The 21,063-nt window shown below is 28.9% G+C and carries 18 protein-coding genes and 1 tRNA gene; 17 read left to right on the top strand and 2 right to left on the bottom strand.

Features of this window, described 5'->3' with window-relative positions; genetic code table 11:
- A partial coding sequence (locus SOR60_RS08195) for a ComEC/Rec2 family competence protein (RefSeq protein ID WP_320595661.1) occupies window positions 1-1,267 on the top strand: 1,267 nt, incomplete at its 5' end.
- On the top strand, window positions 1,264-2,277 hold the full coding sequence (gene holA, locus SOR60_RS08200) for a DNA polymerase III subunit delta (protein WP_320595662.1): 1,014 nt from the start codon (window positions 1,264-1,266) through the stop codon (window positions 2,275-2,277). The genes SOR60_RS08195 and holA, both read left to right, overlap by 4 nt.
- 67 nt (window positions 2,278-2,344) lie before the next feature.
- On the opposite strand, the gene rpsT is transcribed toward holA, so the two are convergent.
- Window positions 2,345-2,611 carry a 30S ribosomal protein S20 gene (gene rpsT / locus SOR60_RS08205; protein WP_154541110.1) on the bottom strand — a complete coding sequence of 89 codons (267 nt, stop codon included), beginning with the start codon at window positions 2,609-2,611 and terminating at the stop codon, window positions 2,345-2,347.
- A 145-nt stretch (window positions 2,612-2,756) separates the two neighbouring features.
- Between rpsT and lepB the strand changes: the two genes are divergently transcribed.
- The 9 genes from lepB to SOR60_RS08250 all read left to right on the top strand — a co-directional run bounded on the left by lepB (window position 2,757) and on the right by SOR60_RS08250 (window position 13,966).
- The gene (gene lepB / locus SOR60_RS08210) at window positions 2,757-3,302 is read left to right on the top strand and encodes a signal peptidase I (protein ID WP_320595663.1); all 546 of its coding nucleotides are present in this window, start codon (window positions 2,757-2,759) and stop codon (window positions 3,300-3,302) included.
- Entirely contained in the window at window positions 3,302-5,107 is a 1,806-nt protein-coding gene (lepA, locus tag SOR60_RS08215) for a translation elongation factor 4 (protein WP_320595664.1), read from the top strand. Before lepB ends, lepA begins: the two co-directional genes overlap by 1 nt.
- A gap of 44 nt (window positions 5,108-5,151) precedes the next feature.
- Window positions 5,152-6,276: a radical SAM family heme chaperone HemW gene (gene hemW, locus SOR60_RS08220; RefSeq protein ID WP_320595665.1), complete on the top strand. Its 1,125-nt coding sequence runs from the start codon at window positions 5,152-5,154 to the stop codon at window positions 6,274-6,276.
- Between the two features lie 74 nt (window positions 6,277-6,350).
- Window positions 6,351-7,355, top strand: coding sequence for a heat-inducible transcriptional repressor HrcA (gene hrcA, locus SOR60_RS08225; RefSeq protein WP_154541106.1), 1,005 nt, complete (start codon window positions 6,351-6,353; stop codon window positions 7,353-7,355).
- Between the two features lie 15 nt (window positions 7,356-7,370).
- The gene (grpE, locus tag SOR60_RS08230) at window positions 7,371-7,931 is read left to right on the top strand and encodes a nucleotide exchange factor GrpE (RefSeq protein ID WP_176269985.1); all 561 of its coding nucleotides are present in this window, start codon (window positions 7,371-7,373) and stop codon (window positions 7,929-7,931) included.
- Between the two features lie 12 nt (window positions 7,932-7,943).
- Entirely contained in the window at window positions 7,944-9,758 is a 1,815-nt protein-coding gene (gene dnaK, locus SOR60_RS08235) for a molecular chaperone DnaK (protein ID WP_154541105.1), read from the top strand.
- Between the two features lie 185 nt (window positions 9,759-9,943).
- Window positions 9,944-11,056, top strand: coding sequence for a molecular chaperone DnaJ (gene dnaJ / locus SOR60_RS08240; protein ID WP_176269984.1), 1,113 nt, complete (start codon window positions 9,944-9,946; stop codon window positions 11,054-11,056).
- Window positions 11,056-12,351, top strand: a complete 1,296-nt coding sequence (gene mtaB / locus SOR60_RS08245; RefSeq protein WP_320595666.1) for a tRNA (N(6)-L-threonylcarbamoyladenosine(37)-C(2))-methylthiotransferase MtaB — start codon at window positions 11,056-11,058, stop codon at window positions 12,349-12,351. The genes dnaJ and mtaB overlap by 1 nt, the downstream gene beginning before the upstream one ends.
- Window positions 12,352-12,511: 160 nt before the next feature.
- The gene (locus tag SOR60_RS08250) at window positions 12,512-13,966 is read left to right on the top strand and encodes a carbon starvation CstA family protein (RefSeq protein ID WP_320595667.1); all 1,455 of its coding nucleotides are present in this window, start codon (window positions 12,512-12,514) and stop codon (window positions 13,964-13,966) included.
- A gap of 51 nt (window positions 13,967-14,017) precedes the next feature.
- Here the strand turns inward: SOR60_RS08250 and SOR60_RS08255 are convergent.
- Window positions 14,018-14,092 (bottom strand) — tRNA-Thr (locus SOR60_RS08255).
- A 94-nt stretch (window positions 14,093-14,186) separates the two neighbouring features.
- On the opposite strand from SOR60_RS08255, the gene SOR60_RS08260 reads away from it, so the two are divergent.
- The 6 genes from SOR60_RS08260 to fba all read left to right on the top strand — a co-directional run bounded on the left by SOR60_RS08260 (window position 14,187) and on the right by fba (window position 21,019).
- Window positions 14,187-15,341, top strand: a complete 1,155-nt coding sequence (locus tag SOR60_RS08260) for a hypothetical protein (protein ID WP_320595668.1) — start codon at window positions 14,187-14,189, stop codon at window positions 15,339-15,341.
- Window positions 15,342-15,479: 138 nt separating this feature from the next.
- Window positions 15,480-17,567, top strand: a complete 2,088-nt coding sequence (locus SOR60_RS08265; RefSeq protein WP_320595669.1) for a Tex family protein — start codon at window positions 15,480-15,482, stop codon at window positions 17,565-17,567.
- Between the two features lie 3 nt (window positions 17,568-17,570).
- On the top strand, window positions 17,571-18,059 hold the full coding sequence (locus tag SOR60_RS08270) for a PTS sugar transporter subunit IIA (protein WP_154541099.1): 489 nt from the start codon (window positions 17,571-17,573) through the stop codon (window positions 18,057-18,059).
- 75 nt (window positions 18,060-18,134) lie between these two features.
- On the top strand, window positions 18,135-19,853 hold the full coding sequence (locus tag SOR60_RS08275) for a proline--tRNA ligase (protein ID WP_320595670.1): 1,719 nt from the start codon (window positions 18,135-18,137) through the stop codon (window positions 19,851-19,853).
- Window positions 19,844-20,140: a thioredoxin domain-containing protein gene (locus tag SOR60_RS08280; protein WP_154541097.1), complete on the top strand. Its 297-nt coding sequence runs from the start codon at window positions 19,844-19,846 to the stop codon at window positions 20,138-20,140. The genes SOR60_RS08275 and SOR60_RS08280 overlap by 10 nt, the downstream gene beginning before the upstream one ends.
- A 9-nt stretch (window positions 20,141-20,149) precedes the next feature.
- Window positions 20,150-21,019: a class II fructose-1,6-bisphosphate aldolase gene (gene fba, locus SOR60_RS08285; protein WP_320595671.1), complete on the top strand. Its 870-nt coding sequence runs from the start codon at window positions 20,150-20,152 to the stop codon at window positions 21,017-21,019.
- Window positions 21,020-21,063: the final 44 nt, after the last annotated feature.

Genomic DNA, 21,063 nt, shown 5'->3' on the forward strand with positions numbered 1-21,063 from the left:
AATTATTTTTATAAATCCATTTGCTATATTTCATGCATCCCTAATACTTTCATATTTGGCAGGTTTCGCCATATATATAATTTATCCAAAATATAAGAATAAAGGTTCATTTATAAAGAAAAATTTGGTTTTTATAGGCTCAATTCAACTTGTTATGTTCCCGTTTTTAGTCTATTATTTCCAAAGTTTTAATTTTCTATCAATAATTACAAACTTTTTAATTGTACCTATATTTCAAATATCAGCCTATCTTATTTTTATAATAATTTTGGCATATCCATTTTTGGGAAAGTTTTTATTCATTGTATTTTGGAGTTTGGATTTTTTGATAAAATCAATAATAAATATGGCTTTATTTTTAAATTCTATAGATGTATTTAAAATTAGTTTTCCAAAAGAATCAATTCTTATATCGATTTATTTTCTAATAATTATATATCTATTTCTGGAACTTAAAAGCAAAAGACTTAAAAATTTAAGAAAATATTTAATATATTCAATTCTAATAATAGTTTTTTCTATTACTTGTGATTTAAATAGGCCTATAAGTTTTTCGATGATAGATATTGGACAAGGCGATTCCTTTATCTTAGAGACTGGAAAAGATATATATCTTTTTGATTGTGGTGAGATTTCTTTTGGTAATTATAACTCTACTGATAATATTCTCATTCCTCTTTTAAAAGCAAAGGGAATTAGAAAAATAAAGGGGGTTTTTATCTCTCATGAAGATAGTGATCATTATGGAGCTTTAGGTAAATTAAATAATGAATTTAATATAGAAAAAATCTATGTAAATAAGTATAATGTGAATTCATTTAAAAATTACAACATAGAAATATTACATGACTATGATAGACTTACTAAAAAAGATATAATAATAGATGTTCTTGAAAATTATGATGGGGAAGAAAATGAGGACTCAATGCCACTTTTACTTACAATAAAAGGAGTAAGAATACTTACTATGGGTGATTTACCTAGCAACAGGGAAGAAGTAGTTAAAAGAAAAGCCGATATTTTAAAAGTATCACACCATGGCTCTAAATCTTCTACATCAAAAGATTTTATTAATTATGTAAGGCCCGAAGTTGCTTTAATATCTGCAGGACGAAATAATGTATATAAACATCCTAGTAAGGAAGTATTAGAGAATTTAAAAGATATCAAAACTTATAATACTCAAACAGATGGATATGTAGAAATCCAATTTGTGAATGGTGGTTTTAAAGTTGAAAAATATATGAAGGGGGGATTTTTTAGATGAATTATAAGGAATTTATGAAAGCTTTCTTATCAAGTAATACAAATGGAATATATTTGATTGATTCTGAAGAAGAATACCTAAAAGAGACAATTATAGATGCAGCAAAGGATATACTAAGATATCCTGACTTTAATTACATAGAAATTAAGGGAAAAACAAGTATAGAAGAGATTCAAACAGCTATGGACACATATCCTATTATGGAAGATAAAAAAGTGATTATATGGAGAAATGTAGACTTTTCTCAAAAAAACATTAAAGAATATGAGGAAGTTAATAATAGCCTTATAAAAACAATTAATAATGTCGGAGATTTTTTAACTCTTTTAATAATACCTGATTCAAAGATTTTTAAGGGAAAATTTTATAAAAATGTCAAAAAAAATGGTCAAATAGTAGAAGTAAAAAGGCTTACTAATAATGAATTAATATATTTTATTGGAAAAAGATTCTTAAAATTTGGTAAAAAAATCAAAAAATCTCAAATAAATGATATTATAGCTAGATTTTCATATTTAAATAAAAACTCAGAGGTAGACCTTTATGAAGTTGTAAATACTATAGATAAAATTATTTCAAACTCTGATCAGATGGAAGTAAAAGACATAGATGTATCAGAACAATTAGATCAAATTCTTGATTTAAATATTTTTAATTTTACTGATGCCTTATCTATGAAAAATAGTAAAAAAGCACTTGATACATACTTTTATATGGCAAGGGATATAGATGAAATATTTAAGATTTATCATATGCTAGTAAGACATATTAGAAATCTTATAGGTATAAAGGTTTTAAGTAATAATTCTTTTAATGATTCATATATAATGAAGACACTTTCAATTTCTTTTTATGAGTTAAATAAAGATAAATCTTTCGTGAGAAATTTTACTCTTGATGAATTATTTAATATACATGATTTTTTATATAATATGGAGAGAAAACAAAAGAGCTTAGACTTTGATATGAATTTGAATATGGAAATGTTAATAAGTTCTTTTTCAAAATAAAAAAATCGACTCATTCTATTCTTTGCGACTTGTCTTAAGTCGCAAGTTTGAATGAACCGACTAAAAATTAAGCATTTAATAAATTTAATTTTTTAGCTAATCTTGAACTAGTTCTACTAGCTTGATTTTTATGAATAATGTTTTTTGCTGCTGCTTGTTTTACTTTTTTATCAACAGTTTTGAAAAGTTCATTAGCTTTGTCAGCTTCATTATTTTCTATAGCTTGTTCAAATTTTTTAACATATGTTTTAATTTCTGATTTTACAGATTTATTTCTAGCAGTTTGTCTTCTAGCTATGTCAATCCTTTTAATTGCTGATTTGATATTTGCCATTTTTTCACCCCCAATTTACTTCGACTGATTTATTTTACCATAAACTTAAGTTTTTTACAAATATTTAAGTTTTATTATATGATTTTAAAATATTTTGAACTTTTGCAATATTCGTTTATAATATTTTAGTAAGAGAGGTGTATATATGAGTGAAGAAAATTCATTAGAATTTCTTGATTGGATTAAGACAATACTGCTTGCTTTAATTTTAGCGTTTTTTATAAAAATATTTTTGCTTGATGCTACCAAGGTAGAGGGAAATTCAATGCTTAACACATTACATAGTGGTGATATGTTATTTGTAGATAAATTATCGAAGCATTTTAAAGGTTTTGATGTAGGAGATATAGTTATAATTGAAGCTCCTGACCAAGAATCTACTCTTTATATAAAAAGAATTGTTGGACTTCCAGGGGATACTGTATATATAAGTAATGGGAATGTATATATTAATGGAGAAATTTATTCAGAGCATTATATAAATACGAACGAAACTCTAACAACAAATAATAATAGTGAATGGACTTTAAATGAAGGAGAATACTTTGTTATGGGGGATAATAGACTTCCAAATGCAAGTAATGATTCAAGAAATTTTGGCCCTATTAGTGAGAATTCTATAGTTGGTCATGCTTTCTTAAGATTTTACCCTTTATATGATATTGGTTTTGTAGATAAGGAAAATAGATAATGAAGAAAAAAGAAAATATAAGAAATTTTTCTATTATAGCCCATATAGATCATGGCAAATCAACTTTAGCGGATAGATTAATTGAGGAAACTAATTCTGTTTCAAAAAGAGATATTGAAGAACAAATGCTTGATAGCATGGATCTTGAGCAAGAAAGAGGAATTACTATTAAATTAAAATCAGTAAAGTTAAATTATAGGGCTAAGGATGGAAAAGATTATGTTCTAAATCTCATAGATACTCCTGGTCATGTAGACTTTACTTATGAAGTTTCAAGATCTCTTAAGGCATGCGAAGGAGCAATTCTTGTTGTGGATGCATCACAAGGTGTAGAGGCTCAAACTTTGGCTAATACCTATCTAGCTTTAGAACAGAATCTTGAGATTTTACCAGTTTTAAATAAGATTGATTTGCCAAGTGCTAGGGTTGATGAGACAAAAGAAGAGATAGAAAATCAAATAGGTCTTGATACCGAAGGAATTCCTCTAGTTTCAGCTAAAACTGGATTAAATATTACTGATGTACTAGAAGATATAATCGAAAATATTCCAGCACCAGAAGATCATGATGATAAGCCTCTTAAGGCTTTAATTTTTGACTCTTATTATGATTCTTATAGGGGAGTAATATGCTATGTGAGAATCTTTGAAGGTTCAGTTAAGCCTGGTGATGAAATTTACATGATGGCAAGCGGAAAATCATACGAAGTTACAGCAGTTGGCTATACTATGAAAGATAGGATAGAGACAAAAGATTTAAGAAGTGGGGATGTTGGTTTTATAGAAGCCAGTATTAAAGACATAAGAAATGCAAGAGTTGGAGATACTATAACTTTAAAGAACAATAAAACAGATAAACCATTATCAGGATATAAGGAAGTTCTACCAATGGTGTATTCTGGTATTTATCCTGCAGAAGGAGAATCTTTTGCAAAACTTAGAGATTCTCTTGAAAAACTCCAAGTTAATGATGCATCTCTTGTATTTGAACAAGAAAACTCTCAAGCCTTGGGTGTAGGTCTAAGATGTGGATTTTTGGGACTTTTGCATATGGATATTATTACAGAAAGACTTGAAAGAGAGTATGACCTTGATATTATAGCTACTGCACCTTCTGTAATCTATAGGGTAAAGACTAAGGGTCATGATGAGAAAAAGTTGGAAAATCCTAATGATTTTCCATCAACTTCAGAAATTGAATATGTAAAAGAACCAATTACAATATCTGAAATTATGACTCCAAAGGATTATATAGGTCCTATAATGGAGCTTGCCCAATCAAGGCGTGGAGAGCTTATAGATATGTCCTATATTGATGAAAATAGGGTTTTAATCAAGTATAAGCTACCTTTAAATGAGGTTATATACAATTTCTTTGATTCACTTAAGTCAAGGTCAAAGGGTTATGCATCTCTTGATTATGAAGTAGCAGACTATGTAAAAAGTGATTTAATAAAACTTGATATTAAGATAAACGAAGATAGGGTAGATGCACTTTCGACCATAGTACATAAGGATTTTGCATATGAAAGAGGAAGGTCAATTGTTGAAAAACTCAAGGAACAAATACCAAGACAACAATTCGCAATTCCAATTCAAGCTACTATAGACTCTAAGGTTATAGCAAGAGAAACTGTAAAAGCACTAAGAAAAGATGTAATTGCAAAATGTTATGGTGGAGATATATCTAGAAAGAAAAAATTACTAGAAAAACAAAAAGAAGGTAAGAAGAGGATGAGACAGTTAGGAAGTGTTCAAATCCCTCAGGATGCATTCCTTGCTGTATTAAAATATGAAGATGATTAAAAAGTTAGGCTTGTCCTAGCTTTTTTTATGTAAAAGGAGGAAAAATGGAAAAAATTGGACTTTATGTACATATCCCTTTTTGCAAGAAAAAATGTTTTTATTGTGATTTCGTAGCTTATCCCAATTTGGAAAATAGGATTGATTCATACTTTGATAATTTATATAAGGAAATTGATTTATATCAAAAAAATATAAGTGTAGATATAGATTCTATATATATTGGAGGAGGAACACCTTCATATGTTGATTATAAATATATAGAGAAACTTGTAGAAAAACTTAAAAATTTTAAGGTTAAAAATCTTAAGGAATTTACTATAGAGTCAAATCCAAATTCCCTAACACTTGATAAGCTAAAAAAATATAGGGAACTTGGTATAGATAGGATATCTCTAGGAGTTCAATCATTTGATGATAAGGTATTAAAAAATGTTGGTCGTGATCATAGTAAAGAAATTATATTAAATGACATTAAAAATATAAGAAAAGTTGGATTTAAAAATCTTTCCTTAGATATGATTTTAAATCTACCAGGAGGAGACTTTAATGTAGTAAAAAAAGATTTAGAACTTATAAAAGAAATTAAGCCAGAACATATATCTTATTATTCTCTAATTTTAGAGAAGGGTTCATATTTTTATACTCTTTATAAAAAAAGAAAATTAAAGTTAATGGATGATGATCTAGAAAGGGAAATTTTTTTATATATAGAAAAGCAATTAAAAGATTTAGGATTATTTAGGTATGAAATTTCTAATTTTTCAAAAAAAGGTTTCGAATCTTACCACAATAAAAAATATTGGTCTGAGGGTGGATATCTTGCCTTAGGTCTTGGTGCATCAGGATTTTTATCGAATATTAGATACAGTAATGTAAGAAATTTTATTAAATATGAAAACTTAATAAATAGTGGAAAGTTTCCCATAGAAACTAAAGAGTTTATCTCAAAAAGTGAAAGGGAGAAAGAATATATAATCTTTAAGCTAAGGGAATGTGAAGGAATTAATTTAAAAGAATTTGAAGAAATTTTTGGTTATAGTCTTTTAAACAAGTATAGTAAAATTGTTGATAAATATTATAATCTTGGCTTTTTTAATATAGGGAAAAGCCTGAGTTTTACCCATAAAGGTTTCGACTTATCTAATGAATTTTATCTTGAAATAATCTAACTTGCAAATATAAATTTACCAAGTATACTAATATTAGCAGTCAGATATTAGGAGTGCTAAATGAGGTGAAGATAATGAACGAGAGAAAGAAAATGATACTCTTTTCCATTATAAACTCATACGTTAATCTTGGAGAGCCTATTGGTTCAAATTCATTACTTAATGAATATTCTCTAGATATATCTTCTGCAACTATTAGAAATGAGATGAGCACTCTTGAGAAGATGGGACTTCTTGAAAAGGCCCATACTTCTAGTGGTAGGTACCCATCAGATAAGGGTTACAGATTATATGTCAATTATATATTAGAAAATACACTGGATTCTAATAAAGAAGATGAAGAAAAATTAGAAAAAATTCTTGATAAAAGATATGGGAATGTTTCAAAAATTATAGATACAGCAACCTTATTACTTTCTAAGATGACTAATCTTACAGCTATATCTTACACTATAAGAAATAATATCAATAAAGTTTTAAACCTCGAACTTATTAAACTTGATTCTAATATGCTCTTATTTGTCATAGTTTATGACAATGCAAGTATTATTAGTGATAGGATTTATACCAATGTTGAAGTAAGTGAAGAGGATATAAAATACTTGTCTATAGAACTTAAAAAAAATATAGAAGGAGTCAATATTAAAGATATTTCTAAGGTGTTTAAGAGGCTTAAAGATAAAAATCTTAAAAAGTATGAATCCTTATTAGAAATTTTGGAGAATAAAATTAATAATGATTCTTTAACAGATCTTAGTAAGGAAGTAATTATAAAAGGAATTGGAAATATTTTTAATTTTAAAGAATTTGAGGATCCAATAAAGGCTAAAGAGTTTATTAAAATTTTAGATAGTAAAGATAGGATATGGGATTTGATTGAAAATTCCAATAGCAATCTTAAAATTACTATTGGAGATGAAAATGAGATAAATGAATTAAAAGACAATACAATAATAACTTCGCATTTTAATTATGATAAGGACATTGTAGGCCAAATTGGAATTATAGGAATTACAAGAATTGATTATAAGGAAGTTATTTCTGATATAAAGCTAATTTCAGATTTACTCAGTAAATAAAGGTAGGTGTTTAAGGTGGACAATGAAAAAAAGCATGATGAGAATGTTGAAAATACAGAAGAATTAGAAGAAATCGAAGCTGAAATTGTTGATGAAGATGGAGAAGTTAATGAAGCTTCAGGAGAAGATGAAGAAACTCCAAAAGAAGTCGAAGAAGAATTAATTGAAAATGAATATAAAGATAAGTATCAAAGATTATTAGCAGAGTTTTCAAATTATAAAAAAAGGGAAGAAAAGGCTAGAATAGAATTTAAAAAGTTTGCTTCATCAAAGTTAATTGAAGAGTTATTACCAGTTTTAGATAACTTTGATAGGGCACTTAAAGATACAGACAAAAATGATTCTTTTGTTAAAGGAATAGTAATGACAAGAGATTCATTATGGAAAGTTTTAGAAAAAGAAGGACTTGCGGAAATTGAATCAGATAATGTTGAATTTGATCCAAATTTCCACCACGCATTTCAAACAGAAGAAAACGAAAATTTCAAATCAAATTATATTATAGAGACATATCAAAAAGGATATACCCTTAATGATAAAGTTTTAAGACCAAGTATGGTAAAAGTTGCAAAATAGGAGGATTTATTTATGGCAAAAATTATAGGAATTGACTTAGGAACCACAAACTCAGCGGTTGCAGTACTTGAAGGTGGAGATTCAACAATAATCCCTAACTCAGAAGGTAATAGAACAACACCATCAGTTGTAGCATTTACAAAAGATGGAGAAAGACTTGTGGGAGAAACTGCTAAAAGACAAGCAATAACAAACCCAGATAGAACAATTTCATCAATAAAAAGACAAATGGGTACAGATTATAAGACAAATGAAATAGATGGAAAATCATATACTCCAGAAGAAGTTTCAGCTATGATTTTACAAAAACTTAAGGCTGATGCAGAAAGTTACTTAAATGATAAAGTTACAGATGCAGTAATTACAGTACCTGCATATTTCTCAGACTCACAAAGACAAGCTACAAAAGATGCTGGCAAGATTGCAGGACTTAATGTTCAAAGAATTATAAATGAACCAACTGCAGCAGCCCTAGCTTATGGTATGGATAAAGAAACAGATCAAGCTAAGATAATGGTTTATGACTTAGGTGGTGGTACATTTGATGTATCAGTGCTAGAAGTTGGTGATGGAGTATTTGAAGTATTAGCTACAAGAGGAAACAACAAACTAGGTGGAGATGATTTTGATAATAAATTAGTTGAATACCTAGCAGGTGAATTTAAAAAAGAAACTGGTGTTGATTTAACAAAAGATCTTACAGCTATGCAAAGACTAAAAGATGCAGCTGAAAAGGCTAAAAAAGAATTATCTTCAACAAAGACAACTAATGTAAACTTACCTTTTATCACAGCTGTAGATGGTCAACCTGTTCACTTAGATATAACAGTAACAAGAGCTAAATTTGAAGAAATAACAAGAGACTTAGTTGAAGCTACAAGAGGACCAGTAGAAGAAGCTTTAAAGGATGCATCAGTATCTGCATCTGAAATCCAAAAGGTACTAATGGTTGGTGGTTCATCAAGAATTCCAGCAGTACAAGAATTAGTAAAAGATATTATTGGAAAAGACCCACAAAAAGATATTAATCCAGATGAATGTGTTGCTTTAGGTGCAGCTATTCAAGGTGGAGTTTTATCAGGAGATGTAAAGGATATACTATTAGTTGATGTTACACCACTTTCATTAGGGATTGAAACTTTAGGTGGAGTTACAACAAAGCTTATAGAAAGAAATACATCAATACCTACAAAGAAATCTCAAATATTTACAACTGCAGCAGATGGACAAACTGATGTAGATATCCATGTATTACAAGGTGAAAGAGAAATGGCAGCGGACAATACTACATTAGGTAGATTCCAACTTACAGGAATACCAGCTGCAAGACGTGGGGTTCCACAAATAGAAGTTACATTTGATATAGATGCCAATGGTATTGTAAATGTGTCTGCAAAAGACCAAGGAAGTGGAAAAGAACAAAAAATTACAATCACATCATCAACAAATCTTACAGATGAAGAAATTGATAAAAAGGTAAAAGAAGCAGAGAAATTTGCTGAAGAAGATAAGAAGAAAAAAGAAGCTATTGAAATTAAAAATAATGGTGAATCATTAGCTTACCAAGCTAGAAAAACCCTAGAAGACGCTAAAATTGAAGGCGAAGAAAAAGAAAGAATTGAAGGAAAAATTAAAGACCTTGAAGATAGCTTGAAAACTGATGATACAAATAATATCAAGGCTAAAACAGAAGCTCTTCAAGAAGAAATATACGCTATGAGTGAAAAAATGTACAAAAACACTCAAGGAACAAATTCTAACGAAAATTCAGGAAATGATGATAATGTAGTAGATGCTGACTATGAAGTTGTAGATGATGAAGAGTAATAAACAAAAAAATAAAGAATAGGGGATAAATGTCCCTTATTCTTTATTATTATTTTTAAGATATAATTTAATTTTTTTATCAAATAAGGTATAATAGATAAGCTTAAGATAAAAGTATAAAATTATAAATTAAAAGATTAAAAAATAAATTAGTGATAATTTATTTTTTTTGTATTGGAGGATAAATGAAAAACCCATATGAAGTACTGGAGATAGGTCAAGATGCAAGCTCGGCAGATATAAAAAAAGCATATAGAAAGCTTGCAAAAAAATACCATCCAGACTTAAATCCAGATGATGAGACTGCTACAGTAAAATTTCAAGAAATAAATGAGGCTTATGAAATTCTATCAGATCCTCAAAAGAAAAGACGCTATGATACTTATGGTTCTGCTGCATTTGAAAATGGAGCGGCGGGAAGTGGAGGATTTTCTTCGCAAGGATTTGGAGGATTCGACATATTTGGAGATTTTTTTGGAGATATATTTAATCAAGGAAGAAGCCAAAATATAAAAAGACCAAGAAAAGGTGGAGATATCCAACAAGTTTTAAACCTATCTTTCAAAGAAGCTTGTTTTGGAATAAAAAAAGAAGTTCAAGTAAGAAGAGAAGTAGAGTGTGAAACTTGTCATGGCTCTGGTGCAAAAGATTCTAGTAAAAAACACACATGTGATAAATGTCATGGTACTGGAGTTATAAATAATATAAGTCAAACCCCTTTTGGAACAGTATCAAGACAAACTACTTGTGATAAGTGTCATGGTGAAGGTGAAATAATCGAAGAAAAATGTGATGTTTGTCATGGTCAAGGAAGAGTTTATAAGAGTGAGAAAATAAAGGTAGATGTACCAAGTGGTGTTGAAAATGATTCTGTAATAAGAATAGTTGGCAAGGGTCATGCTGGTGTTAATGGTGGCCCATTTGGAGATCTTTATATTATATTAAAGGTTGAGGACCATGAAATATTTAAAAGAGATGGACTTGATATTTACTATGAGATGCCAATTTCATTCCAAACAGCTACCTTAGGTGGAAATATAGATATACCAACACTTACAACTACTCAAGAATATCATATACCTGAAGGAACTCAAACTGGCACTAGGTTTAAACTTAAAAATGAAGGAATAAAATCCAACAAAAGACAAGGGGATCTTTATTTTTATGTAAAAGTTATAACGCCAACAAATCTTTCTAAAGAACAAAAAGAAAAGCTTAAAGAATTTGCAAAAGTTTCTGGAGATGTAGTAAAAGAAGATAAGAACTTTTTCGAAAAATTAAAGGATTTATTTGACTGATGAATAAAACATTTAATATTAAAACTCTAGGTTGCAAGGTTAATCAATACGAATCAGAAGCTATAGAAGAAATATTTAAAAAACGAGGCTTTGAAAAACGTGAAGAAAACGCAGATATCTACGTTATAAACACCTGTACTGTAACCAATATGAGTGATAGAAAATCAAGACAAACAATATCAAGGGCAAGACGTGAAAATAAGGATGCTATCATTGCAGTCATTGGATGTTATTCCCAAGTTAAGGCTGATGAGGTCAAAGAAATTGAGGGAGTAGATATAATTCTTGGTTCAAGAAATAAAGAAGAAGTAGTTGATCTTTGTGTAAAATTTATAGAAGATCAGATAAAAACTGAAAATGTAGAGGATTTTACCAAGAAAGAGTCAATAGAAGATTTAGAAATTTCGAAGCAATCAGATATGACTCGTGCATATATAAAAATTCAAGATGGATGTAATATGTATTGTTCATATTGCTTAATTCCTTATGCAAGGGGAAATATAGCATCGAGAGATTTAGTTTCCATAATAAATGAAGCTAAAAGGTTAAGAGATAATGGATATAAGGAAATAGTCCTAACTGGAATACATGTTGCAAGCTATGGTAAAGATTTTGATATAAAGATTTCATTAATAGATGTTATAGAGCATATTGCAAAGATTGATGGAATAGAAAGAATTAGGCTTTCATCGATGGAGCCAAGACATATTACGAAAGATTTCTTAGAAAGAATGAAGGCTTGTAAAAAAGCTTGTGATCATTTTCATCTTTCCCTACAGTCAGGATCTGATGAAATATTAAAATTAATGAATAGAAAGTATGATACAAAATTATACAAAAAAAAGGTTGACCTAATTAGAGAAGTTTTTCCAAATGCAGGCATAACAACAGATATCATAGTTGGCTTTCCTAACGAGACTGAAAAAAATCATGAAGAAACCAAAGAATTTATAAAAGATATTAAATTTTCTAAAATTCATCTTTTTAAATATTCTAAAAGAGATGGTACAAAGGCTTCAACTATGAAAAATCAAGTAAATGGAAATGTCAAAAAGAGAAGATCAAAAGAGCTTTCTGAAATTGAAAAAGAAAATACAAAAGATTTCCTTAAAAAACAAATAGGAAAAACTTTATCAGTTCTTTTTGAAACAAAAACAGAGCTTAAAGGATTTAAATCTGGTTATTCTACAAACTATTTAAGAGTCCATACAAAGGATGATGTAAAAGTAAATGATATAAGGAATGTGAAAATTATATCTTATAAGGAAGATTATCTTATAGGTGAAGTTTTTTAAAAAACCTAGTCAATTTAGATTTTTTTATTCTAAATATGACTAGGTTAATTTTTTTGTCAACAAATAACGATAATTTTCTATTTGTGTGTAAAAAGATTGAAATTATCAATTAAAAGTTTTATAATAAAAATGAATTATTAATACTAATATAGGAGGTAAAATGTTATTATTTTTTATAGGACTTATAATCCTTTTTGTAGGTGGAGTTTTATATTCTAAACTAGTAGAGAATCAATTCCAACCTGATGATAGAGAAACTCCAGCCATTAAAAAGGCTGATGGAGTCGATTATGTTACGATGAGTAAGAAGAAAAATTGGCTAATAAATTTATTAAATATAGCAGGGACAGGACCAATTCTTGGACCTATTCAAGGTATATTATTTGGACCAATTGCTTTTTTAGCTATTCCTTTGGGTTGTGTATTTGCAGGTGCAGTTCATGATTATTTTACAGGAATGATTTCAATGAGAAATGGTGGAAGCCAAGTTCCAAAGCTTGTAGGAAAATATTTAGGAAGTAATATTAGAAGAGTTTATAATGTAATTATTGCGGTTTTGTTACTACTTACAGGAACAGTTTTTGTATATACACCAGGAGATCTAATAGCAAACGATATACTAGGACTTGATCCTAATTCAAATGTTATATGGATTATCTATGGTATCATTTTCTTATACTACATATTATCAACTGTTCTCCCAATAGATAAGCTTATCGGTAGAATTTATCCAATATTTGGAGCTTTTTTACTAATTTCATCTATTGGAGTATTTATAGGTATACTAATAAAAGGTCTTCCTCATTTACAATTCGAAGGATATGGACTACTATATAATCATCCTCAAGGACAAAAATTCATACCTTCATTTTTTATTACTGTAGCTTGTGGTATACTCTCAGGATTTCACGGTTCTCAAGTAACTCTTGTTTCAAGAACTATATCAAGTGAGAAAGAGGGAACTAGCGTATTTTATTCAGCTATGATAACTGAAGGTTTTATAGCTATGATTTGGGCTGCGGGTGCTCTAGTATTATTTTCTACAGGTGCTGCTGCTCTTGATACAGCTGGAACACTAATGGTTGGACAAATCTCAAGAAACTTTATGGGAAATATTGGAGGTTATCTTGCTATTATAGGTGTAATAGCTCTTCCAATTACAAGTGGGGATACCGCTTTTAGATCGCTAAGACTTATAATATCTGAAGAATTAAATATCAATCAAAAATCAAATTCAAAAAGAGCCATGGTTGCAGCTACACTATTTATACCAGCCATAGCTATATTATTCTTTGCAAAGTCAAATCCTAATGGATTTAATATTCTTTGGAGATATTTTGGATTTACCAATCAATTTGTTGCAATCTTTGCTTTAGGTGTGGCAACATCTTATTTAATAACTAAAAATAAAAACTACCTAATGACACTTATTCCTGGAATATTCTATACATTTATAGTATTTTCATTTATAACTAATGCAAAGGGAATTGGTTTTGGTTTAGATATTAAAATATCTTATATTATAGGTGCAGTCTTAGCCATACTTTATGCTGTATTTATAGTAAGAAATTCAAGAAAAAATAGAGATAGAATAAATAGTATAGTATTAGAATAATTCAAAAATAGAGACTGTTGCATTTGCAATAGTCTTTTTTTTATAAAAAAATGGTGCTGGAAACAGGACTTGAACCCGCAACCTTTTGTTTACGATACAATTGCTCTACCATTGAGCTATTCCAGCATAATTATATTATACGAAAATATTTAAAATATTCAATAAATATAGATTTAGACTTTTTATTTAATTTTGGTATAATTATTTCAAAGGTGGTTTTATGAATAATTTAAATTATGATGAAATATTAAATTTCTTAAATCAAAGAAATATAGCTATTATTTTAATAACTGCCCTAGTTTTAATAGTGGTATTATTACTACTTACAAGGTTATTTGTTAAACTAGGTTTGTTTTTGTTGGTCTTTACTTTTGTAATTGACAATATAATAAAGCTAATTCCAATAGATATATATGAGATTTACCCTATTACTTTTATTACAATAAAGATTTTATATATTGTGGGATTTATAATATTTTTATTAAAAGTAATAAAAAATATAAGAAAAAATAAGGCTAAGAAAGAGTACTATGAGGATAAGAATTTAAAACTTACAAAAAAAGATAATCCTATAAAAAGATTTTTTAGATATACGGGATCTCTTCCATTCTTACTAATGCTAATTTTAAATATTCTTATAAATACAGAAAATAATACCTACCAAAACATAATCACTGCTCTTACTTCACTTTCATTTCTATTTATGGTATTTACTAGTCTATTTAATACCTACAAAAGGATTGATATGAAAAAGTATAATGATAATAGAATGAGATTTGATGACTTGAAAGGTTTTTTTAAAAAAAATAAAAAATCTAATAAAAATGCTGACAGAAAAATTTTAAAAACTGATAAAGCTAATATAAATAAGGATGAAACTATAAGACTTGATAAAGAAGAAATAAGAAAAGAGGTAGAAAACTCTGACAAAAGAATTAATACTTATTTAAATGATTTGGAAAAAGATTTATATGATATAGATTTGGTTTCTATGATAAACCTAGAAAACACCACTAATATTAGTCTTATAACTTTGACAAATCTTAAAACTGGGCAGAAGAAATCTTATGAGTCTAATAAGGCAAAAGTAGTTATAAAAGAAGATATAGAATATAAGGTAGACTTAGAATTTGAAAATTACAATGATTATGATTATGGAAGATTTATTGACTTACTTATAGAATATTCTCAAAATAAAAGTAAGTTTAAATTTCAACTTGACCTAATTCCACAAAATATGACAAATTCTAAAATAGTCCTATACGACCCATCAAACCTTTATGAACTTGATAAAAAATTTAATAGACAGTTTCAAGGAAAGACAATCTCTATGAATTTCCCAAAATATAAGATTAATTTCATACAAGAAAACTAGTAAGCTCCCCAAATCCTAAGATTTGGGGTATTTTAATTTAAAAAAAGGAGTATAGTAATAGTATAAATACATAATTAATTTTGAAATATAGGATTTAATTTTCCTATATTTTTGTAATTTAAGGATAAGGAGAGCTTAATGGATATTTCAAAGATTCTTTCGAAAGAATTAAATATAGACAAAAAAAGAATAGATTCTGCTATAAGACTTTTAGATGAAGGATCTACTGTAGCTTTTATAGCAAGATATAGAAAAGAGGAAACTAAATCACTAAAAGATACTGAAATAAGAGAGATAGAAAAGGGATTATTAAGACTTAGGAACTTTGAAAAAAGAAAAGAAGAGATAATACAATCTTTAAGAAACCAAGAAAAACTTAATGATGAACTTAAAGATAAAATCGAGGATTCAAAAACTATAACTGAGCTTGAAGATATATATGCCCCATTTAAGAAAAAAAGGAAAACAAGAGCTGATAGAGCAAAAGAACTTGGTTTAAATGAACTTATAGATAAGATTTTTACTAAGGCAAAGCAAGAACAAGATGCAATAGAGTTTGCCAAAGATTATTTAAAAGAAGGAATAGATTCTACTGAAGATGCTATAAAAATGTCTTTAGATATTTTAGCGGAAGATATAGCAAATAATATTGATGTTAAAAATATAATAAGGCGTGATGGTTTCATTAGAGCAAGGATTGAGGCTGAAAAGAAAGAAGATGACAAAGCTTTATATGAAAATTATTATAATTTTTCTGAAAAAATAAAAAATATTAAGCCTTTTCAAATTCTCGCCTTAAATAGAGCTGAAAAAAATGACAACTTATCGGTGAAATTTGCTTTCACAGATACTTATAATAAGACTTTAATTAAAAATTTATATGAGGCTAAAAATCCTTATTTGGAAGGATTGTTAAGTGATACCATAGATGATTCCTATAAAAGACTATTACTACCATCTATTACAACAGAGATTAGAAATAAGTTGATAGAAGAAGCAGAAGATGAGTCTATAAAGATTTTTTCCAAGAATTTAAAACCTTACATACTTCAAAGACCCATAAAAGATAAAAATATAATAGGGCTTGATCCTGGTTTTAGGACAGGTTGCAAGGTTGCAGTTATAGATAAGAATGGAAAATATCTTGATCAGGCTGTAATTTATCCAGTAAAACCAAAAGAAGAGGTAAGAAAGTCTATAAACACATTAAAAAAACTTATTGAAAAATATAAGGTAAGTCTTATAGCATTAGGTAATGCAACAGCAAGCAGGGAAACGGAAAAGGTAGTAAATGAGCTTTTAAAAGAAGTTAACGGTGTAAGCTATGCCATAGTAAATGAGGCTGGTGCAAGTGTTTATTCTGCATCAAAACTAGGTGAAGAAGAGTTTCCTGAGCTTGATGTAACTATAAGAGGAGCAGTTTCTATGGCAAGAAGACTACAAGATCCAATGGCAGAACTTGTAAAAATTGACCCAAAGCATATTGGAGTTGGTCAATATCAACATGACATAAATCAAAAAAAACTTGACGATGAACTTGAAAAAGTAGTAGAAGATAGTGTAAATGAAGTCGGGGTTAATATGACCAATGCCTCCTATAAACTTTTATCATATGTATCTGGTCTTAATTTAAATCTAGCCAAAAGAATTGAGAAAGCATTTAAAAATGGAGAACTAAAAGAAAGACGTGATTTAAAAAATATAAAAGGACTTGGAGAAAAGACATACAAAATGGCAGCAGGATTCTTAAGATTTCCTGACTCACCAAATTTTTTAGATAATACCGCAGTTCATCCTGAAAGTTATAAAATAGCCGAAAAAATTAAAGATATAGATTTAAATGATGTAAACTTAGAAAATTTAAGTAAAGAACTTAAAGTTGGGGTATTAACATTAAAAGATATAATAGAGGAGTTAAAAAAGCCAGGACGTGATCCTAGGGATGAACTTCCAGAAGTAATTACTAAAGGTGAAGTTTTATCAATTGATGACTTGAAAATTGGAGATGAACTTACAGGAACTGTAAGAAATATCACAGAGTTTGGATCCTTTGTAGATATAGGTGTTGGAATAGATGGCCTTGTTCATATATCAAATATGAGTGATAAGTTTATAAAAGATCCAAATGATATTGTTAAAAACTCTGATATAATTAAGGTAAGAGTAATTGAAATAGATAAGAAAAGAGAAAGAATTGGCTTATCAATGAAAAATATAAAGGAGTAAAAGATGTTTGATTTTTTAAAAAGAAAAAAAGAAAAAAAGGAATTATCTATAATAAAACCAGTAAATGGAGAAATTATAGAGTTAAAAGAAGTTCCAGATCCAGTATTTGCTGAGAAAATGGTGGGTGATGGTTTTGCAATTAAACCTGTTGATGGTGAAGTTTATGCACCGGTTACAGGTGAGGTTACACTTCAGCCAGAAGGATACCATGCAATAGGTATAAAAACTGAAGAAGGTATAGAAGTGCTTGTTCATTTTGGTCTTGAAACAGTTGAACTTAAGGGAGAGGGATTTACTCCACATGTAAAAGTTGGTGATAAGGTAAAAGCAGGAGAGAAAGTTTTATCTGTAGATATAGAAACTATCAAAGATAAGGTTCCATCAATCATAACACCATGTATTGTAGCAAATTTAGAAGATAATAGTTTATCAGAGATTAATTTTGATGCAGGTCTTAATGAAGAGGTTCAAAAGGTTATAATAGAAGATTAATTGAAAAAACTTCTTGTATGTGATAATATTTTTTAAGGAATTATAATAATAATAAATATATACTTTGGAGGATAAATGAGATTATCGAACTATTATATGCCTACATTAAGAGATGATCCTCAAGATGCAGAAACGCAAAGCCATAAACTGTTGGTAAGGGGGGCTTTTATAAGAAAAAGCTCATCAGGAGTTTATTCCTACTTGCCATTAGGTATGAAAGTTATAAATAAAATAGAAAGTATAGTAAGAAAATCTATGGAAAAATATGATTCTATAGAAGTTACTACGTCTGTACTTCAATCAAGGGATATATGGGAGAAGTCTGGTAGGTGGCAAAATTTTGGACCTGAAATGTTTAAACTTATAGACAGACATGATAGAGAGTATTGTTTAGGACCTACTGCCGAGGAGCAATTTACTACACTTGTAAAAGATGAATTAAATTCATACAAGCAATTGCCACTAAATCTTTTTCAAATAGTGTCTAAATTTAGAGATGAAAAAAGACCTAGATTTGGTATTAATAGATCAAGAGATTTTATTATGAAAGATGCCTATTCTTTTGATAAGGATATGCAAGGACTTGAAAAATCATATCAAAAAATGTGGGATGCTTATGTAGATGTATTTGATCAATTTGACCTTGACTATAAGATAGTTGAAGGTGATTCAGGTGCTATGGGTGGAAATAAGTCTCATGAGTTCATGGCTCTTGCAGAAACTGGAGAAGGTGAAATCTTCTATACAGAAAATTCAGATTATGCGGCTACAGATGAATCAGCTAAATTTTTCTTGGAAATTGATGAAAATGAAGAACTAAAGGAAATAGAATTAGTTGAAACAAAGGATGCTAAAACCATAGAAGAAGTTTCAAACTTTCTAAGTGCAAATAAAGAAAAATGTGCTAAGGCTGTTGACCTATTAGTTAGAGAAGAACCGGTTCTTGTTATAGTTCCTGGAGATAGGGAATTAAATATGGCAAAACTTATAGCCTATCTTCAAGTTCCAGAACATGAAATCGAAATGATGGATGATATAACTATCAAAAAAATCACAGGAGCAGAACCTGGATTTACAGGTCCTAAAGATTTAAAAGAAAATGTTAGAGTAATTATAGATAGATCCATAACAAGGTATAAAAACTTGGTTATAGGAGCAAATAAAACCGACCACCACTTTATAAATGCAAACTATAAAAGAGATTTTGATGGAGAAGTTGCAGAAGATTTATTAACAGCCAAAGAAGGAGATTTATCACTTGACTCTAAGGAAAAGCTTAAGAAAGCTCGAGGAATAGAAGTTGGTAATATCTTTCAGCTAGGAACAAAATATTCTGAAAGTCTTGAGGCTTACTTCTTAGATGAAAATGGTAAGCAAAAGCCATTTAGTATGGGTTCTTATGGTATAGGTATAACAAGGTCTATTTCGGCAATTATTGAACAACATTATGATGAATATGGAATAATATGGCCAACTAAAGTTGCACCTTTTCATGTGTGGATTACACTTGTAAATAATAATAATGAAGAACAAAGAAATCTTGCAGAAAAAATTTATCAAAACCTTTTAAATGAGGGGATAGAGGTTATGCTAGATGATAGAAAAGAAAGAGCTGGAGTTAAGTTTAACGACAGAGACTTAGTTGGAGTTCCTTATAGAATTACTGTAGGTAAAGATAGTAAGGATGATATTGTTGAATATTCAAAAAGAAGTGATATGAAAAATAAAAAAATATCTTCAAAGGAAGCAATTTCAGAAATTATAGAAGCAGTAAGAGAAGATTTATGCAAATAATTAAAGATAAATTGTCAAACGATTTGATTTTTAGTCTTATTAAGGATAATAAGGAGGTGACAGCTTTATTTCATGCAAATTGGTCATCTTTTTCAAATAAAATTAAGGAAGAATTTTTAAAAGAAAATGAAGATCAATATAAAGATAAGGCAAAAATTATTATAGATATTGACAAAAATAGAGAATTAATGCAAAAATTGGGTATTAATCAAATACCATCCTTGGTTATATTTACCAAGGATAGTCTAAAGAAAAATGATTTCAATATAAAGACTATAAATTTATAAGGAGTTAATATGTTAGTAAATGCAAAAGAAATGTTAAACAAAGCTTATGAGGGTGGATACGGAATTGGTCAATTTAATATAAACAACCTAGAATGGACCAAGGCTATACTTGAGGCTTGTCAAGAAAAAAATACTGCTGTAATTCTTGGTGTATCTGAAGGTGCTATGAAATATATGGGTGGCTTTAATACAGTTGCAAAAATGGTAGAAGGACTCGATAAGGATTTAAATATAACAATTCCAGTGGCTCTACACTTAGATCATGGTTCATATGATGGAGCAAAAAAAGCACTTGAAGCTGGATTTACTTCTATAATGTTTGATGGTTCACATTTTCCAATTGAAGAAAATATAGAAAAAACCAAAGAAATTGTAGAACTTGCTCATGCTAAAAATATTTCAGTTGAAGCTGAAGTAGGTGGAATTGGAGGCGAAGAAGACGGAGTTATATCAAATGGTGAACTTGCTGATCCAAAAGAATGTAAGCAAGTTGCAGATCTCGGAGTTGATTTTTTAGCAGCAGGTATTGGTAATATTCACGGAGTTTATCCTGAAGATTGGAAAGGACTTAACTTCGAAAGACTTGAAGAAATCAAAGAAGCGGTTGGAAAACTTCCACTAGTACTTCATGGCGGTACAGGAATTCCTGAAGAACAAGTTAAAAAAGCTATTGAAAGAGGAGTTTCAAAAATCAATATAAATACAGAATGTCAAATTGTATTTACTGAGGCTACTAGAAAATACTTTGAAGAGAACAAGGATAAAGAGAAAAAAGGATTTGATCCTAGAAAAGTCTTAAAACCTGGTTTTGAAGCAATCAAAGACAAGGTACGTGAAAAAGTAGATTTCTTTGGAGGAGAAAATTCTGCAGATAAATAAAAAGTTTCGGAGCCTAAGGCTCCGGATATTTTTTATTAAGAAGG

The sequence above is a fragment of the Anaerococcus porci genome (genome assembly GCF_034090325.1).
Classification (GTDB): Bacteria; Bacillota; Clostridia; order Tissierellales; family Peptoniphilaceae; genus Anaerococcus; species Anaerococcus porci.

Bases quoted from the DNA above. Each gene is read 5' to 3' on its own strand.
- hrcA (WP_154541106.1), top strand. From the start codon at position 6,351: ATGAACGAGAGAAAGAAAATGATACTCTTTTCCATTATAAACTCATAC.
- holA (WP_320595662.1), top strand. From the start codon at position 1,264: ATGAATTATAAGGAATTTATGAAAGCTTTCTTATCAAGTAATACAAAT.
- SOR60_RS08280 (WP_154541097.1), top strand. From the start codon at position 19,844: ATGCAAATAATTAAAGATAAATTGTCAAACGATTTGATTTTTAGTCTT.
- SOR60_RS08250 (WP_320595667.1), top strand. From the start codon at position 12,512: ATGTTATTATTTTTTATAGGACTTATAATCCTTTTTGTAGGTGGAGTT.
- lepB (WP_320595663.1), top strand. From the start codon at position 2,757: ATGAGTGAAGAAAATTCATTAGAATTTCTTGATTGGATTAAGACAATA.
- rpsT (WP_154541110.1), bottom strand. From the start codon at position 2,611: ATGGCAAATATCAAATCAGCAATTAAAAGGATTGACATAGCTAGAAGA.
- SOR60_RS08270 (WP_154541099.1), top strand. From the start codon at position 17,571: ATGTTTGATTTTTTAAAAAGAAAAAAAGAAAAAAAGGAATTATCTATA.
- mtaB (WP_320595666.1), top strand. From the start codon at position 11,056: ATGAATAAAACATTTAATATTAAAACTCTAGGTTGCAAGGTTAATCAA.
- hemW (WP_320595665.1), top strand. From the start codon at position 5,152: ATGGAAAAAATTGGACTTTATGTACATATCCCTTTTTGCAAGAAAAAA.
- dnaJ (WP_176269984.1), top strand. From the start codon at position 9,944: ATGAAAAACCCATATGAAGTACTGGAGATAGGTCAAGATGCAAGCTCG.
- lepA (WP_320595664.1), top strand. From the start codon at position 3,302: ATGAAGAAAAAAGAAAATATAAGAAATTTTTCTATTATAGCCCATATA.
- SOR60_RS08275 (WP_320595670.1), top strand. From the start codon at position 18,135: ATGAGATTATCGAACTATTATATGCCTACATTAAGAGATGATCCTCAA.
- SOR60_RS08265 (WP_320595669.1), top strand. From the start codon at position 15,480: ATGGATATTTCAAAGATTCTTTCGAAAGAATTAAATATAGACAAAAAA.
- fba (WP_320595671.1), top strand. From the start codon at position 20,150: ATGTTAGTAAATGCAAAAGAAATGTTAAACAAAGCTTATGAGGGTGGA.
- SOR60_RS08260 (WP_320595668.1), top strand. From the start codon at position 14,187: ATGAATAATTTAAATTATGATGAAATATTAAATTTCTTAAATCAAAGA.
- dnaK (WP_154541105.1), top strand. From the start codon at position 7,944: ATGGCAAAAATTATAGGAATTGACTTAGGAACCACAAACTCAGCGGTT.